This window comes from Streptomyces sp. CWNU-52B, from assembly GCF_047444975.1.
Taxonomy (GTDB): Bacteria; Actinomycetota; Actinomycetes; order Streptomycetales; family Streptomycetaceae; genus Streptomyces.
Window position 1 is genome coordinate 310,382 of the sequence record NZ_JBLFJV010000027.1, and the last position, 15,681, is coordinate 326,062.

A 15,681-nucleotide genomic window follows, 5' to 3' on the forward strand; every position below is an offset into this window, starting at 1 on the left:
TTAGCCCGGACGGGTTACCCCGGCCGCCGACTGCCTGGGCTACCGGCCACCGGCCATCGGCTACTGGTGGGTCGGCGGAGGCTGGTGGGGCGGAGGGTTCTGGCCGGGGTTGTTGGGTTCGTTGGGGTTGAACGGCCGGCCCGGCGCGGGCGCCGCCGGGGGCTGCTGCTGCCAGCCCTGCTGGTGTTGCTGAGGCGGCTGCTGAGGGTAGCCACCGGGCTGCTGGGGCGGGGCCCCGTGCTGCGGGTACGGCGGCTGCCCCGGCTGCGGCTGCTGGTACGGCTGCGGCGGCTGGCCCTGCTGGGGGACCTGTCCGGGCTGCTGCTGACCGGGCACCGGCCGGCCCGGGTACTGCTGACCCTGCGCGGGCTGACCCTGCGCGGGCTGACCCTGCGCGGGTTGCCCCGGCACGTGCTGGCCGGGCAGCGGCGGAGCGGCGACCGGCGGCGGATTGCCGTCCGACGTCCACAGCCCCTGCGACTGCTGGTGCCGCGCGATGTCCTCCGCGACCAGTGCCGAGAGGTTGAAGTACGCCTCGCGCACCTTCGGCCGCATCATGTCGAGGTTGACCTCGGCACCCGCCGCCAGATGCTCGTCGAACGGCACGACGACCACGCCGCGGCAGCGCGTCTCGAAGTGGCTGACGATGTCGTCCACCTTGATCATCTTGCCGGTCTCGCGCACCCCGGAGATGACGGTGAGGGACCGCGACACCAGATCCGCGTACCCGTGCGCCGAGAGCCAGTCCAGCGTCGTACTCGCGCTGCTGGCACCGTCGACGGACGGCGTGGAGATGATGATGAGCTGGTCGGCGAGGTCGAGCACGCCGCGCATGGCGCTGTACAGCAGACCCGTACCGGAGTCCGTGAGGATGATCGGGTACTGCTTGCCGAGTACGCCTATGGCGCGCCGGTAGTCCTCGTCGTTGAACGTCGTCGACACGGCCGGGTCCACGTCGTTGGCGATGATCTCCAGCCCGGAGGGCGCCTGTGAGGTGAACCGGCGGATGTCCATGTACGAGTTGAGGTACGGGATCGCCTGTACGAGGTCACGGATGGTGGCCCCGGTCTCGCGGCGCACGCGGCGCCCGAGCGTACCGGCGTCCGGGTTGGCGTCGATGGCGAGGATCTTGTCCTGCCGCTCGGTGGCCAGCGTGGCGCCGAGAGCGGTGGTCGTGGTCGTCTTGCCCACACCGCCCTTGAGACTGATGACGGCGATCCGGTAGCACGACAGCACCGGAGTGCGGATCAGATCGAGCTTGCGCTGCCGCTCGACCTCCTCCTTCTTCCCACCGATCTTGAACCGGGAGGCGGCCGCCGCGGGCCGGCCGCTCTTGGCCTTCTGCTTCTTGTTGTTGAGCAGCCGGTCGGACGACAGCTCAACGGCAGCCGTGTAGCCGAGCGGTGCCCCCGGATTGGTGGGCTGCCGCTGATCGTGCTGCACGGGCTGCGGCCAGGCGGTGCCGGTACGGGGGTCGACCGGGGCCTGCTCCGGGTGGGGCTGGGCCTGGGGCGGCTGGTGCGCCTGGGGCTGGTAGGGCTGCCCCTGCTGGGGGAACGGCTGCGCGGCGGGCTGCTGGGGAGCCGGGGCCTGCGGGGCCGGTGCCTGGGGAGCCTGAGCGGCCGGCGGCTGCGGGAACCCGTAACCACCAGGACCACCGGGCTGCGCCGAGGGGTCGGGCGTACCGGGCTGCGGGAAGCCGTAACCGGGCTGCGGGCGGGGGGTGTCGGGTGTGTGCGGGTCGGGCGTACCGGGCTGGGGGAAGCCGTAACCGGGCTGCGGGCCGGGGGCGTCGGGCGCGTTCGCGGCAGGGGTGCCCGGCTGCGGGAACCCGTAACCGGGAGTCTGCGCGGCCGGGTTCGGAGCCGCGTTCGGGGTCGCAGGGGCGGGCTGCGCCGGCTGCTGGCGGCCGTAGGCGTCCCAGGGTGCCGGGACGGCAGGGGGCTGCTGCGCGGCGCCGGGCCCGGACTGCGGGAACCCGTATCCGCTCTGCGGAGCCTGGCCGCCGGGAACCGACGCGGGGCCCGGAACGGGACCCTGAGCCGACGGCCCGGTCGGCTGCTGCTGGGGCTGCTGGGGCTGCTGGGGCTGCGATGACTGCGGCGGCTGTTGCTGCGGGAAGCCGGGAACGGCCGACGCCGCGGGCCCCGTACCGGGAACGCCGTCCTGCGGCCCCGGAGCCGTACCCGGAGCGCTGAACTGCGGGAAGCCGTAACCACCCGGCTGTCCGTGACCACCCGGCTGTCCGTGACCGCCCGGCTGTCCGGGCGACGCCTGGCCACCACCGGCAGCCGGTTTCGGAGCGGACGTGTCGGTGGTCGGGGAGGACGCCGGGGTGGCCGACGAACTCCCGGTGGCAGCCGCCGGGGGACCGGCGGGCCAGGCCGAAGGGGAGGGCTGCGGTGCCTGCGGCTGGAAGGGCTGTCCCTGCGGCGGCACCGACGGCTGCGCCGGAGCCTTCCCCCGCGACTCCTCGTCCTCGGTCGACGCGGGCCACTGCCCGGCCGAAGCGGGCGCGGCGGGCTGGAACGCGGGCGGCAGCGGAGGCAGTCCCCCCTGCGGCAGCGGCGGCGGTCCGCTCTGCGGCAGTGGCGGCGGGGTCCACGCGGGAGGGGTGTCCCGCACGGCGTCGGCCACATCGGCGGCGGGCCCCGGCACGGCGTCCTGAGGCTCCGCGTCACGGGGCGCGTCCCGGGGCGCGTCACGAGGCTCGGAGTCCGCCGTCACGGGCACGGAGTCGTTGAGGTCGCCGGACTTCTGTTCGACGGCGTCAACCGGGTGCGGTGTCACGGAATCCTCGAACGTATCTGCGACGCGGGACTCGCTCCCGGCCCCGTCCTCGTCCTCGTCCCGGTCCCGGTCCTTGCCCTGGTCCGGGTCGGTGGTGACGGACGGAGCGGACGCGGGCGTCTTCCGCGCGGATGCCTGCCCGGCGTCTCCCGCTTCCTCGGCGCCTTCGTCCACCGCGTCGTCGTCTCCGGACGGGCGGCCGAACGCGACCTGGACGACCTCCGCGTCGGTCTCTTCCGCGCTGTTGTCGGAGACCGGGACGGCGTCGGAGGAAGCGGGCTCGGCCTCGGCCTCGGTCCCGGGCTCGGGCCGTGACTCGGTTCCGGCCCGCTCCGAGACCTCCCGCTTCACGGAGGAAGCGGAGATCCGCATCGTGGAGCCACTCTCGATGTCCCCGTCCCCGCCACCGGCCTCGTCCTGACCGGAGGCGTCAGCGGGCCGAGGGGCGTCGGCCACGGGAGCCGGGGGCGCGACCGGTGGAGTCCACGGCCCCTGGAGGTCCGGCAGGCTCGGCAGAGCGGCGGGCCCCGCCGCACCGCCGGCCGGTGTCTCGGAACCAGGTCCATGGGGCTCGAACCCGCTGCCCACAGGCAGCTTCGGAACGGCGACCGGGCTGCCCGCAGGAGCCGCAGGAGCCGCAGGAGCCGCAGGAGCCGAGGAGGCCGCAGGAGCCGCGGGAGCGGAGCCAGGCGGAAGGGGCGGGAGGAGAGTGCCGGGCGGAAGAGGCGGACCGGTCGGCAACGGCGGGCCGGGCGGCTCCGGAACCGGCGGAGCGAAAGGAGCCCCAGGAGCGAAGGACGGAGTGGGAACCGCCGAAGGCGTCGGAGCGGCAGGAAACGCCGGAGCCGCGGGAGCCGCGGGAGCAGCCGGGGTCGCGGGCGCCTCCGCTTCCGCTGCCTCGTCCTTCGCCGTCTCCTTCTCCGTCTGGCGTGCCTTGTCCTTCGTGTCCGCGTCGTCCTCCGCGTCCGGCTCCTCCTCGACCGTGGCCGGGGGAGAGCTGTCCGGACTGCCCGACGCGTTCTGCGTGTACCAGGCCGGAGGGGCGTAGTCGATGGTGAACTCGCCCGTCGTCTCGACGGCGGACTCCGCGTCGGACTGGTCATCGCCGGGTGTGGCCCAGCCCCCGCGGATCCCGTTCCGATCGCTGTTCACAATTCCTCCTGATGTGGTCGAGCACCCTCATACCGAGCTGGGGCGACCGTTCTCGTCGTCCGGGCCTTCCATGCCGCCCCGGCTCCCCCTGTGACGTGGCGGTCCCGTCCACGGGTTCTACTGCCGCGCCCACCCCAGCCTAATCACGACAACGGCCCCCACGGCAGGCCCGTCCACCCCTCCGGTCCGGTCCGCTACGTCACATCCTGCCCAGAAGTGGCGTATGAACGGCCTTGCGTGGAAGGCAAAATGGACAAAGAGCGCTAAAGCAAGAAGGACCGGCGACATCCGCGCCGCCGGTCCTTCTTCTCTGCCCGCTTCCCCGTCGTCAACTCCGCTGCCGTCTTCGCCGGCTCGGCGGTCTCCAGCCGTCTCTTGTCCTCGCGACTCGACCGCTCCGCCGGCCTCGCGGCTGCTCCGCTACTCCGCCGAAGCGCCGCCGTCCCCCGGCGCCGGCTCCAGGTCGAACTCCCCGTCACGCGCGCCGAGCACGAAGGCCCGCCACTCCGCCTCCGTGTACCGCAGGACCGTGTCCGGATCGAGGGACGACCGCATGGCCACCGCGCCCCCGGGGAGATATGCGATCTCGACCCGCTCCTCGTGCTCCTCGGTACCCGGCGCGCTCTGCCACTCGACCCCTGAGATGTCGAGGGCGTAGAGCTCGTCCTTCTCCCGCTCCTTGCGCGCCTTGACATCCTTGTCCTCTGCCTCGGCCATGGCGAAGCGACCCCTTCCGACGAACGAACACGACAAACGAACCCCGGGCGAACCCGAGCGAACCCACCCGGTCGTACCCAGCCCGGTCGTACCACCCGGGCATACGAACCCGAGATACGAACCGATGACTGTCGCGTCACCCTACTGGGAACGGCCCTGGCCTCCCCTGACTCCCGGAGCCCCGGTCGGAGGGACCCGCACCCCCTGGTACGCTGTGTTACGGCCGTATGTGTACGCACCCCCGGACCGCCCCTCGGGGCCCTGGAGGTCGCGCGCAGCGGATCCCCGCCTTCCGAGTCATGGAAGCTCCCCTGAGAAGTGGACCAGGGGCACTCGGTCGGCCATCGACGAAGACTACGAGGAGTACGCGTGCCGCTCGACGCCGCTACGAAGAAGCAGCTCATCACGGAGTTCGGCCAGAAGGAGGGCGACACCGGCTCCCCCGAGGTCCAGGTCGCCATGCTCTCGCGCCGTATCTCGGACCTGACCGAGCACCTCAAGACCCACAAGCACGATCACCACTCCCGTCGTGGTCTGCTGATCCTGGTCGGTCAGCGCCGTCGCCTGCTGCAGTACCTGGCGAAGAAGGACATCCAGCGCTTCCGTGCGCTGGTCGACCGCCTGGGCATCCGCCGCGGTGCGGCGGGCGCCAAGTAAGACATCGTGAAGGGAGCGGTTCCCACGCACAAAGGGGGCCGCTCCCTTTGCTGTACGTGCGGAGTGTCACCACCCCTTTGTAATGTGGTGGCACAACGCAATACGCAGGACACAGCGTGGCACCGTGGCAGTACACAGCGACACGCACGGCACGCATGACGTGAGGGAGAGCGCACCTCGCCGCCGCCGGTCCTCGGTAGTGGCCCCCGGGGAAAATACGAGCCCCGGGAGCTTCGATCGAAGACCGGCCCGCACCTGAAGGCGCGCTTCTCCGCAGAAGCGTCCCCCTGCCACACGGGCAGGGGGACGAAAAGACGAAAAGTATCGGAGAAAACGCTAGTGGAGAACGAGACCCACTACGCCGAGGCCGTTATCGACAACGGATCCTTCGGCACCCGCACCATCCGCTTCGAGACGGGCCGCCTGGCCAAGCAGGCCGCCGGCTCCGCCGTGGCGTACCTGGACGACGACACCATGGTGCTGTCGGCCACCACAGCCTCCAAGAAGCCCAAGGACAATCTCGACTTCTTCCCCCTCACGGTGGACGTCGAGGAGCGGATGTACGCCGCCGGCAAGATCCCCGGCAGCTTCTTCCGTCGTGAGGGCCGGCCCTCCGAGGACGCGATCCTCACCTGCCGCCTCATCGACCGCCCGCTGCGCCCGTCCTTCAAGAAGGGCCTGCGCAACGAGATCCAGGTCGTCGCCACGATCATGGCGCTCAACCCCGACCACCTGTACGACGTCGTGGCGATCAACGCCGCCTCCGCGTCCACGCAGCTGGCCGGCCTGCCCTTCTCCGGCCCGATCGGCGGCGTCCGCGTCGCGCTGATCAACGGCCAGTGGGTCGCGTTCCCGACGCACACCGAGCTCGAGGACGCCGTCTTCGACATGGTCGTCGCCGGTCGCGCCCTGGAGGACGGCGACGTCGCGATCATGATGGTCGAGGCCGAGGCCACCGAGAAGACGATCACGCTGATCGCGGGCGGCGCCGAGGCGCCCACCGAGGAGATCGTCGCCGCCGGTCTGGACGCCGCGAAGCCCTTCATCAAGGTGCTCTGCAAGGCCCAGGCCGACCTCGCCGCCAAGGCCGCGAAGCCGACCGGTGAGTTCCCGGTCTTCCTGGACCACGAGGACGACGTCCTGGAGGCGCTCACCGCCGCCGTCAAGGGCGAGCTCTCCCAGGCCCTCACCATCCCGGGCAAGCTGGACCGCGAGGCCGAGCTGGACCGCGTCAAGGCGCTCGCCGCCGACAAGCTGCTCCCGCAGTTCGAAGGCCGCGAGAAGGAGATCTCCGCCGCGTACCGCTCGCTGACCAAGGCCCTGGTCCGTGAGCGCGTCATCAAGGACAAGGTCCGCATCGACGGCCGCGGCGTCACGGACATCCGTACGCTCGCCGCCGAGGTCGAGGCCATCCCGCGCGTGCACGGCTCCGCCCTGTTCGAGCGTGGCGAGACCCAGATCCTGGGCGTCACCACGCTGAACATGCTCCGGATGGAGCAGCAGCTGGACACTCTTTCGCCGGTGACCCGCAAGCGCTACATGCACAACTACAACTTCCCGCCCTACTCGGTGGGCGAGACCGGCCGCGTCGGCTCCCCGAAGCGCCGCGAGATCGGCCACGGCGCCCTCGCCGAGCGCGCCATCGTGCCGGTTCTGCCGACGCGCGAGGAGTTCCCCTACGCGATCCGTCAGGTGTCCGAGGCCCTCGGCTCCAACGGCTCGACGTCCATGGGCTCGGTCTGCGCCTCCACCATGTCGCTCCTGAACGCCGGTGTGCCGCTCAAGGCCCCCGTCGCCGGTATCGCCATGGGCCTGATCTCCCAGGAGATCAACGGCGAGACGCACTACGTCGCCCTCACCGACATCCTCGGTGCGGAGGACGCCTTCGGCGACATGGACTTCAAGGTCGCCGGCACCAAGGAGTTCGTCACCGCCCTCCAGCTCGACACCAAGCTGGACGGCATCCCGGCCTCCGTCCTGGCCGCGGCCCTCAAGCAGGCCCGCGACGCCCGCCTCCACATCCTCGACGTGATGATGGAAGCGATCGACACGCCGGACGAGATGTCCCCGAACGCCCCCCGGATCATCACGGTCAAGATCCCCGTGGACAAGATCGGTGAGGTCATCGGCCCGAAGGGCAAGATGATCAACCAGATCCAGGAGGACACCGGCGCCGACATCACGATCGAGGACGACGGCACCATCTACATCGGTGCCCAGCAGGGTTCGCAGGCCGAGGCCGCGCGCGCCACGATCAACTCGATCGCCAACCCGACCATGCCGGAGGTCGGCGAGCGCTACCTGGGCACCGTCGTGAAGACGACGACCTTCGGTGCGTTCGTGTCGCTGCTCCCGGGCAAGGACGGACTGCTGCACATCTCGCAGATCCGCAAGCTCGCCGGCGGCAAGCGCGTGGAGAACGTCGAGGACGTGGTCGGCGTGGGCTCCAAGGTCCAGGTCGAGATCGCCGAGATCGACTCCCGCGGCAAGCTCTCCCTCATCCCCGTGATCGAGGGCGAGGACGACGAGAAGAAGGACGCTGCCGCGGACAGCAGCGCTGCGGGCGACAAGTGACATCGAACAGCCCCAAGGCGACGGCCCGCACCTCCTCGGAGGCGCGGGCCGTCGCCCGTACCCAAACCCTGATCAAGGGCGAGAACGGCATCGGTACGGTCCGTAAGACCACCCTCCCCGGGGGCCTGCGCATCGTCACCGAGACCCTTCCCTCCGTGCGCTCCGCCACCTTCGGCATCTGGGCGCACGTCGGCTCGCGCGACGAGACGCCGACTCTGAACGGCGCCACGCACTACCTCGAACACCTCCTCTTCAAGGGCACCGACAAGCGCAGCGCCCTGGACATCTCCTCCGCGATCGACGCGGTCGGCGGCGAGATGAACGCCTTCACGGCGAAGGAGTACACGTGCTACTACGCACGCGTGCTCGACACCGACCTGCCGCTCGCCATCGACGTGGTCTGCGACATGCTCACCGGCTCGCTGATCCGCGAAGAGGACGTGAACGTCGAGCGCGGCGCGATCCTCGAAGAGATCGCGATGACCGAGGACGACCCGGGCGACTGCGTGCACGACCTGTTCGCGCACACGATGCTCGGCGACACACCTCTGGGCCGTCCGGTCCTCGGCACGGTCGACACGGTCAACGCCCTCACCGCGGACCGGATCCGGCGCTTCTACAAGAAGCACTACGACCCGACCCACCTCGTGGTCGCGGCCGCCGGCAACGTCGACCACAACACGGTCGTACGCCAGGTCCGCGCCGCCTTCGAGAAGGCGGACGCGCTGGCAGAGATCGCGGCCACCCCGATCGCCCCGCGCGACGGCTCCCGCACCCTGCGCACCGCCGGACGCGTGGAACTCCTCGACCGCAAGACCGAGCAGGCCCACGTCGTCCTCGGCATGCCGGGCCTGGCCCGCACCGACGAGCGCCGCTGGTCGCTCGGCGTCCTGAACACCGCACTGGGCGGCGGGATGTCCTCCCGTCTCTTCCAGGAGGTCCGGGAGAAGCGCGGTCTGGCCTACAGCGTGTACTCGTACACCTCGGGCTTCGCCGACTGCGGTCTCTTCGGCGTGTACGCGGGCTGCCGTCCGAGCCAGGTCCACGACGTGCTGAAGATCTGCCGCGACGAACTCGACCAGGTCGCCGAACACGGCCTGCCCGACGAGGAGATCGACCGTGCCATCGGCCAGCTCCGCGGTTCCACGGTCCTCGGCCTGGAGGACACGGGCGCGCTGATGAACCGTATCGGCAAGAGCGAACTGTGCTGGGGCGAGCAGATGTCCGTCGACGACATGCTGACCCGCATCGAGTCGGTCACCCCGGACGACGTCCGGGCCGTGGCCCGCGACATCCTGGGACAGCGGCCCTCGCTGTCGGTCATCGGCCCGCTGAAGGACAAGCAGGCGTCCCGTCTGCACGAAGCGGTCGCGTAGACCGATGTGGCCGGTGCGGCCCGGCGCAGGCAGGACCGCACCGGCACCAGTCCTCGACTAAGGAAGATCAAAAGCATGAGCAAGCTGCGTGTGGCGGTCCTCGGCGCCAAGGGGCGTATCGGGTCGGAGGCGGTACGGGCCGTCGAGGCCGCCGAGGACCTGGAGCTGGTGGCCGCACTCGGCCGCGGCGACGAACTGGAGACCCTGACCGGTGCCGGCGCCCAGGTCGTCGTCGAACTCACCACACCGGCCTCGGTCATGGCCAACCTCGACTTCTGCGTCACCCACGGCATCCACGCCGTGGTCGGTACGACGGGCTGGACCGACGACCGCCTCGCACAGCTCGACACCGCGCTGGCCGCGTCACCCCGGACGGGCGTACTCATCGCCCCGAACTTCTCCATCGGCGCGGTCCTCACCATGAAGTTCGCGCAGGCGGCCGCCCCGTACTTCGAGTCCGTCGAGGTCATCGAGCTGCACCACCCGAAGAAGGTGGACGCCCCCAGCGGCACCGCCACCCGCACCGCCCAGCTCATCGCCGCGGCCCGGCGGCAGGCGGGCAGCGCCCCGCAGCCCGACGCCACGACGACGGCCCTGGACGGCGCTCGCGGCGCGGACGTCGACGGCGTCCCGGTGCACGCGGTCCGGCTGCGCGGCCTGCTGGCCCACCAGGAAGTGCTGCTCGGCGCCGAGGGCGAGACCCTCACGATCCGCCACGACTCCCTGCACCACAGCAGCTTCATGCCGGGCATCCTGCTCGGCGTACGCCGCGTGGTGGACACCCCGGGCCTCACCTTCGGCCTGGAACACTTCCTGGATCTGAAGTAACCGCCATGACCGCGAAGATCACATACGCCGTCACCGCCGCCGTCCTGGTCGTCTACTTCGGTCTGGTCGGCACCCGCGGAGTGATGCTGCTCCGGCACGGCACGCTGCTCACCGTCACCTTCGGCGTCGCCGTCCTCGTCCTGCCGGTGATCGGTGTCTGGTTCCTCTGGAAGAACACGCAGTTCGTCCAGCGGGCCAACCGGCTCGCCGCCGAGCTGGACGCCGAGGGCGGGCTGCCCGTCGACGAGCTGAAACGCACCCCGGGCGGCCGTATCGACCGCGACTCGGCCGACGAGGTCTTCGCCCGGCGCAAGGCCGAGACGGAGGACGCTCCCGGCGACTGGCGCAGCTGGTTCCGTCTGGCGGTCGCCTACCACGACGCCCGGGACACCCCGAGGGCCCGCAAGGCGATGCAGCACGCGATCGCCCTGCACGACGGAAAGCCCGTACGGGCCTGAGCGGCGGTACGACGAAGGGGCCCCTCCACCGGTGCGGAGGGGCCCCTTCGTCGTACCGCCGCTCACTCAGGCGGGCTGCCGGTACTCGTCCGCCCACACCTCGACGCCGTCCGCGGCCCGGTCGAAGGCCTCGCCGCGTCCCAGGAAGTCCGCGTTGTGCGTGGTCAGCAGGGGAGCCGGTTCCTCACCGGAGTGACCGCCCCGGACGAGGACGAGTGCCTGCCCCTGCACGGTCCGCGGCAGCCCGAGCCAGCGCACAGGCTGCTGCACGGTGCGTACGACAGCGATCTGCGCCCACGGCGTCGTGGTCGTGGTGAAGAAGCGCACCCGGCGCAGCCCCGCCGCGCTCACCCACGCGCCCATACGCAGCAGGCGCAGCGCGGACGCGATGACGGCGGCGGCGAGCACCAGGCAGACCACGCCCCCCGACGCGGTGCCGGCCGCCACGATGATGACCGCCGCGAACAGCACGTACGACGCGAGCAGCAGCAGAAGGGCGGCCGCGCCGACGCGCCAGGGGCCGGGTCGGTAGGGGCGCCGCCACTGGTCGCGGTCGTCGAACGGCAGCGCGAGATCCTCGGCCGCGTCGTCGAACGCGCGATCGGCGGTCAGAAAGGGCAGGGGCACGACTGATCCTCACTCAATCCACGCATGGACTATGCCCGGTGAGGCTACCTAGCCCGATCTCCGCTCACCACCCGCGGGGGTCCAAGGGGGGTGCGCCGCAGGTCATTCGGCCCGTGGTGGGAGGAAATGAGCGAGAAGAACGGGAGAGCGTCAGCGTCCCTGGGACACGTCGGACTGCTGCGTGTGCCCGGGTGACGTGTCGGTCGAGAGGGCGGGCAGTCCGACCAGCAGGGAGCCCGCGAGGCCGGCGACCACGGTGAGGCCTATGAGCCACCGCCCGACCAGCTCTCCGGCGGAGGCACGCCGGCGCGGCGGGGGAGCGACATTGCTGCGGAACTGGTCGGCCTCGGCGATGAAGGCGAACGGTACGGGCTCGCGCCGACGGAACATGGGGTGCGCTTCTCCTCTGGAGACATGAGTGGCTGCTGTCACTAGTACAGACGAACGAACGCCTCGATCGGTGCCCTGTTTCACCGACTTCGCAGAAGTTCGCAGCGGAATGCGCGGCATGGCACCGAACGCTCCGTTGTCAGTGCCGAGCCGTAGAGTGGTCGCCGCCCGAGCCAGTGATGGAAGGACCCTCCACGCCGTGACCGACACCCCCGTCGACGACCTCAAGCCCAGCTTCCGCAGCGATGTCACCGTCGAGCTGGTCAAGCACACCGCTTCCGACTCCGACGTACTGTTCGCCGCCCGTGTCTCCACGCTCGGCGAGCAGTCCCTGGACGAGCTGAAGAAGGACCCGGAGCGCTCGAAGGGCCTGCTCAACTACCTGATGCGGGATCGGCACGGCAGCCCCTTCGAGCACAACTCGATGACCTTCTTCGTCAGCGCCCCGATCTTCGTCTTCCGCGAGTTCATGCGGCACCGCGTGGGCTGGTCGTACAACGAGGAATCGGGTCGGTACAGGGAGCTGGAGCCGGTCTTCTACGTCCCCGGTGAGGACCGCAAGCTGGTCCAGCAGGGCCGCCCCGGCAAGTACGAGTTCGTCCAGGGCACCCCCGAACAGCAGAAGACCGTCACCGCCGCCATGGAGGAGTCCTACCGGCAGAGCTATGCCGCGTACCAGGAGATGCTGGAAGCCGGTGTCGCCCGTGAGGTCGCCCGTGCCACCCTCCCGGTCGGCCTGTTCTCGTCGATGTACGCGACGTGCAACGCCCGCTCGCTGATGCACTTCCTCGGCCTGCGCACCCAGCACGAGCTCGCCAAGGTCCCGTCCTTCCCGCAGCGGGAGATCGAGATGGTCGGCGAGAAGATGGAGGCGGAGTGGTCCCACCTCATGCCCCTCACGCACGCGGCCTTCAACAAGAACGGACGCGTCGCGCCGTAGGGGACCCCGACGCCGCCGATTCCGGTGTCGATCCGACCGGCGGGCACATCTGTACGGGTCAGTCAGTCGAAGTGTCCAGATTGCGGCATTTGGATAAGTTCATCTAGCCTGATCAAACGGACCCGGCACTGCTTGAACCCCCGAGCAGGCAGTGCCGGGTTCCATTCTTATCCCGACTTGTCGCCCGCCCCGAGGGCAGACCGTACGTTGAGCAGCGAGTAGCGTGTTACCCATGGCTCCGACCTCCACTCCGCAGACCCCCTTCGGGCGGGTCCTCACTGCCATGGTCACGCCCTTCGCGGCGGACGGCGCACTCGACCTCGACGGCGCGCAGCGGCTCGCCACCCATCTGGTGGACGCAGGCAACGACGGCCTGATCATCAACGGCACGACGGGCGAGTCCCCGACCACCAGCAACGCGGAGAAAGCGGATCTCGTACGCGCCGTACTGGAGGCCGTGGGCGACCGGGCCCACATCGTCGCCGGAGTCGGCACGAACGACACGGGCCACAGCATCGAGCTGGCCCGCGCCGCGGAGAAGGTCGGCGCACACGGCCTGCTGACCGTGACGCCGTACTACAACAAGCCCCCGCAAGAGGGCCTGTACCAGCACTTCACCACGATCGCCGACGCCACGGGCCTGCCGGTGATGCTCTACGACATCCCCGGCCGCAGTGGTGTCCCGATCAACACGGAGACGCTGGTGCGTCTCGCCGAGCACCCGCGTATCGTCGCCAACAAGGACGCCAAGGGTGACCTCGGCCGCGCCAGCTGGGCCATCGCGAGCTCCGACCTAGCCTGGTACTCGGGCGACGACATGCTGAACCTCCCGCTGCTGTCCGTGGGTGCGGTCGGCTTCGTCTCCGTGGTCGGCCACGTGGTCACACCCGAGCTCAGAGCCATGATCGACGCGTTCACGAGCGGCGACGTGCAGAAGGCCACCGAGATCCACCAGAAGCTGCTCCCCGTCTTCACCGGCATGTTCCGGACCCAGGGCGTCATGACGACCAAGGCCGCGCTCGCCCTCCAGGGTCTGCCCGCCGGGCCGCTGCGCCTGCCGATGGTCGGCCTGTCGCCCGAGGAGATCGCGCAGCTCAAGATCGATCTTGCTGCCGGCGGGGTACAGCTCTAACAACGGACTTCACAACTGAATACGTACGACCACGCAGGCCGAGCGCCTGCTCCACCAGACAACTGCTACTGCACGAACGTCATGCGCGCCACGTGCCTTGCCAGGTACGTGGCGCGTGTGGTGAGGAGAGTCTTTTGAGTCATCCGCATCCCGAACTCCGTCTGCCGCCGAAGCTGCCCCAAGGGGGCCTGAGGGTCACTCCGCTCGGCGGCCTCGGGGAAATCGGCCGAAACATGACGGTCTTCGAATACGACGGCCGCCTTCTGATCGTCGACTGCGGCGTGCTCTTCCCGGAGGAGGAGCAGCCCGGGATCGACCTGATCCTGCCGGATTTCAGTTCGATCAGGGACCGCCTCGACGACATCGAGGGCATCGTCCTCACGCACGGCCACGAGGACCACATCGGCGGTGTGCCCTTTCTCCTGCGCGAGAAGCCGGACATCCCGCTCATCGGTTCCAAGCTGACCCTCGCTCTCATCGAGGCGAAGCTCCAGGAGCACCGCATCCGCCCGTACACGCTCGAGGTCAAGGAGGGGCACCGAGAGCGCATCGGCCCCTTCGACTGCGAGTTCGTGGCGGTCAACCACTCGATCCCGGACGCCCTCGCGGTCGCCATCCGCACCCCGGCGGGCATGGTCGTCCACACCGGCGACTTCAAGATGGACCAGCTCCCGCTGGACGGCCGGCTCACGGACCTGCACGCCTTCGCGCGGCTGAGCGAGGAAGGCATCGACCTCCTCCTCTCGGACTCCACGAACGCCGAGGTTCCGGGCTTCGTTCCGCCCGAGCGCGACATCTCGAACGTGCTGCGCCAGGTCTTCGCGAGTGCGAGCAAGCGCATCATCGTGGCCAGCTTCGCCAGCCATGTGCACCGCATCCAGCAGATCCTCGACGCAGCCCACGAGTACGGCCGCCGGGTCGCCTTCGTCGGCCGCTCGATGGTCCGCAACATGGGCATCGCGCGTGACCTCGGCTACCTGAAGGTCCCGCCGGGCCTGGTGGTGGACGTCAAGACGCTGGACGACCTCCCGGAACACGAGATCGTCCTGGTCTGCACCGGTTCCCAGGGCGAGCCGATGGCGGCCCTGTCCCGGATGGCCAACAGGGACCACCAGATCCGTATCGTCCAGGGCGACACCGTGATCCTGGCGTCGTCGCTCATCCCGGGCAACGAGAACGCGGTCTACCGCGTCATCAACGGCCTGACCCGCTGGGGTGCCAACGTCATCCACAAGGGCAACGCCAAGGTGCACGTGTCGGGCCACGCCTCGGCCGGCGAGCTCCTGTACTTCTACAACATCTGCAAGCCACGCAACCTGATGCCGGTCCACGGCGAATGGCGTCACCTGCGCGCCAACGCCGAGCTGGGCGCCCTCACCGGCGTCCCGCACGACCGCATCGTCATCGCGGAGGACGGCGTCGTCGTCGACCTCATCGGCGGCAAGGCGAGAATCTCGGGCAAGGTCCAGGCGGGATACGTGTACGTCGACGGCCTCTCGGTCGGCGACGTCGGCGAGCCCACGCTCAAGGACCGCAAGATCCTCGGAGACGAGGGCATCATCTCGGTCTTCGTGGTGCTGGACACCAGCACGGGCAAGATCACCGGAGGGCCGCACATCCAGGCCCGCGGCTCGGGCATCGACGACTCGGCCTTCAGCGACGTCCTCCCGAAGGTCGTCGAGGTCCTGGAGAGGTCCGCCCAGGACGGCGTGGTCGAACCCCACCAGATGCAGCAGCTCATCCGCCGCACGCTGGGCAAGTGGGTCTCGGACACCTACCGCCGCAGGCCGATGATCCTGCCGGTCGTGGTCGAGGTCTGAGCGACCTCATACACGTACATCCGGAGCGGGGCACCTCGATTTGCGTCGAGGCGCTCCGCTCCAGTACGTTTACGGCTCCGCCTGAACGGGAACCCGGCGCAAACGCGCGTCCGGACCACCTGACAGGGGGTGGGAAATTCCGACTCAGACTTTCTGGTAAAGTCGGAACCGCCGGAAAGGGAAACGCGAAAGCGAAAACCTGGAAAGCACCGAGGAAATC

Annotated in this window: 13 protein-coding genes and 1 pseudogene; 9 read left to right on the top strand and 5 right to left on the bottom strand. The window is 69.9% G+C overall.

All coding sequences use genetic code 11. The features are described from left to right. Positions 1-60 precede the first annotated feature (60 nt). Positions 61-3,246, bottom strand: a complete 3,186-nt coding sequence (locus tag ACLVWQ_RS25920; RefSeq protein WP_414111589.1) for an AAA family ATPase — start codon at positions 3,244-3,246, stop codon at positions 61-63. A 346-nt stretch (positions 3,247-3,592) separates the two neighbouring features. Here ACLVWQ_RS25920 and ACLVWQ_RS25925 point away from each other — a divergent pair, with 346 nt between their 5' ends. After that, positions 3,593-3,838 carry a hypothetical protein gene (locus tag ACLVWQ_RS25925; protein WP_414111590.1) on the top strand — a complete coding sequence of 82 codons (246 nt, stop codon included), beginning with the start codon at positions 3,593-3,595 and terminating at the stop codon, positions 3,836-3,838. 23 nt (positions 3,839-3,861) lie between these two features. Here the strand turns inward: ACLVWQ_RS25925 and ACLVWQ_RS25930 are convergent. Together ACLVWQ_RS25930 and ACLVWQ_RS25935 are read right to left on the bottom strand one after the other, a co-directional pair. Continuing rightward, positions 3,862-3,942 (bottom strand): annotated as a pseudogene (locus tag ACLVWQ_RS25930) (SCO5717 family growth-regulating ATPase); the annotation flags it as partial. A 420-nt stretch (positions 3,943-4,362) separates the two neighbouring features. Next, positions 4,363-4,659 (bottom strand): DUF397 domain-containing protein, encoded by a 297-nt coding sequence (locus ACLVWQ_RS25935; RefSeq protein ID WP_414111560.1) that lies wholly within the window; start codon positions 4,657-4,659, stop codon positions 4,363-4,365. A 369-nt stretch (positions 4,660-5,028) separates the two neighbouring features. Between ACLVWQ_RS25935 and rpsO the strand changes: the two genes are divergently transcribed. The 5 genes from rpsO to ACLVWQ_RS25960 all read left to right on the top strand — a co-directional run bounded on the left by rpsO (position 5,029) and on the right by ACLVWQ_RS25960 (position 10,552). Further along, positions 5,029-5,316 (top strand): 30S ribosomal protein S15, encoded by a 288-nt coding sequence (rpsO, locus tag ACLVWQ_RS25940; RefSeq protein WP_020128575.1) that lies wholly within the window; start codon positions 5,029-5,031, stop codon positions 5,314-5,316. Between the two features lie 339 nt (positions 5,317-5,655). Next, positions 5,656-7,890 (top strand): polyribonucleotide nucleotidyltransferase, encoded by a 2,235-nt coding sequence (locus ACLVWQ_RS25945; protein WP_414111561.1) that lies wholly within the window; start codon positions 5,656-5,658, stop codon positions 7,888-7,890. After that, the gene (locus ACLVWQ_RS25950; protein ID WP_414111562.1) at positions 7,887-9,266 is read left to right on the top strand and encodes a M16 family metallopeptidase; all 1,380 of its coding nucleotides are present in this window, start codon (positions 7,887-7,889) and stop codon (positions 9,264-9,266) included. Before ACLVWQ_RS25945 ends, ACLVWQ_RS25950 begins: the two co-directional genes overlap by 4 nt. Before the next feature lie 75 nt (positions 9,267-9,341). Beyond that, complete coding sequence (gene dapB, locus ACLVWQ_RS25955; protein ID WP_414111563.1) at positions 9,342-10,094, top strand: 4-hydroxy-tetrahydrodipicolinate reductase; 753 nt, start codon at positions 9,342-9,344, stop codon at positions 10,092-10,094. Between the two features lie 5 nt (positions 10,095-10,099). Further along, positions 10,100-10,552, top strand: coding sequence for a hypothetical protein (locus ACLVWQ_RS25960; RefSeq protein ID WP_414111564.1), 453 nt, complete (start codon positions 10,100-10,102; stop codon positions 10,550-10,552). Positions 10,553-10,618: 66 nt separating this feature from the next. Here the strand turns inward: ACLVWQ_RS25960 and ACLVWQ_RS25965 are convergent, their stop codons facing one another. Together ACLVWQ_RS25965 and ACLVWQ_RS25970 are read right to left on the bottom strand one after the other, a co-directional pair. Continuing rightward, complete coding sequence (locus tag ACLVWQ_RS25965) at positions 10,619-11,179, bottom strand: hypothetical protein (protein ID WP_414111565.1); 561 nt, start codon at positions 11,177-11,179, stop codon at positions 10,619-10,621. A gap of 150 nt (positions 11,180-11,329) precedes the next feature. Beyond that, entirely contained in the window at positions 11,330-11,569 is a 240-nt protein-coding gene (locus ACLVWQ_RS25970; RefSeq protein ID WP_414111566.1) for a hypothetical protein, read from the bottom strand. A gap of 199 nt (positions 11,570-11,768) precedes the next feature. Here ACLVWQ_RS25970 and thyX point away from each other — a divergent pair, with 199 nt between their 5' ends. The 3 genes from thyX (at position 11,769) to ACLVWQ_RS25985 (ending at position 15,461) form a co-directional block, all read left to right on the top strand. Then, positions 11,769-12,509 carry an FAD-dependent thymidylate synthase gene (gene thyX / locus ACLVWQ_RS25975; RefSeq protein ID WP_414111567.1) on the top strand — a complete coding sequence of 247 codons (741 nt, stop codon included), beginning with the start codon at positions 11,769-11,771 and terminating at the stop codon, positions 12,507-12,509. Positions 12,510-12,741: 232 nt separating this feature from the next. Beyond that, positions 12,742-13,641 (top strand): 4-hydroxy-tetrahydrodipicolinate synthase, encoded by a 900-nt coding sequence (dapA, locus tag ACLVWQ_RS25980; protein WP_414111568.1) that lies wholly within the window; start codon positions 12,742-12,744, stop codon positions 13,639-13,641. A gap of 134 nt (positions 13,642-13,775) precedes the next feature. After that, a complete protein-coding gene (locus tag ACLVWQ_RS25985; RefSeq protein ID WP_414111569.1) occupies positions 13,776-15,461 on the top strand; it encodes a ribonuclease J in 1,686 nt (561 codons plus the stop codon). The last annotated feature ends 220 nt before the right edge of the window (positions 15,462-15,681 follow it).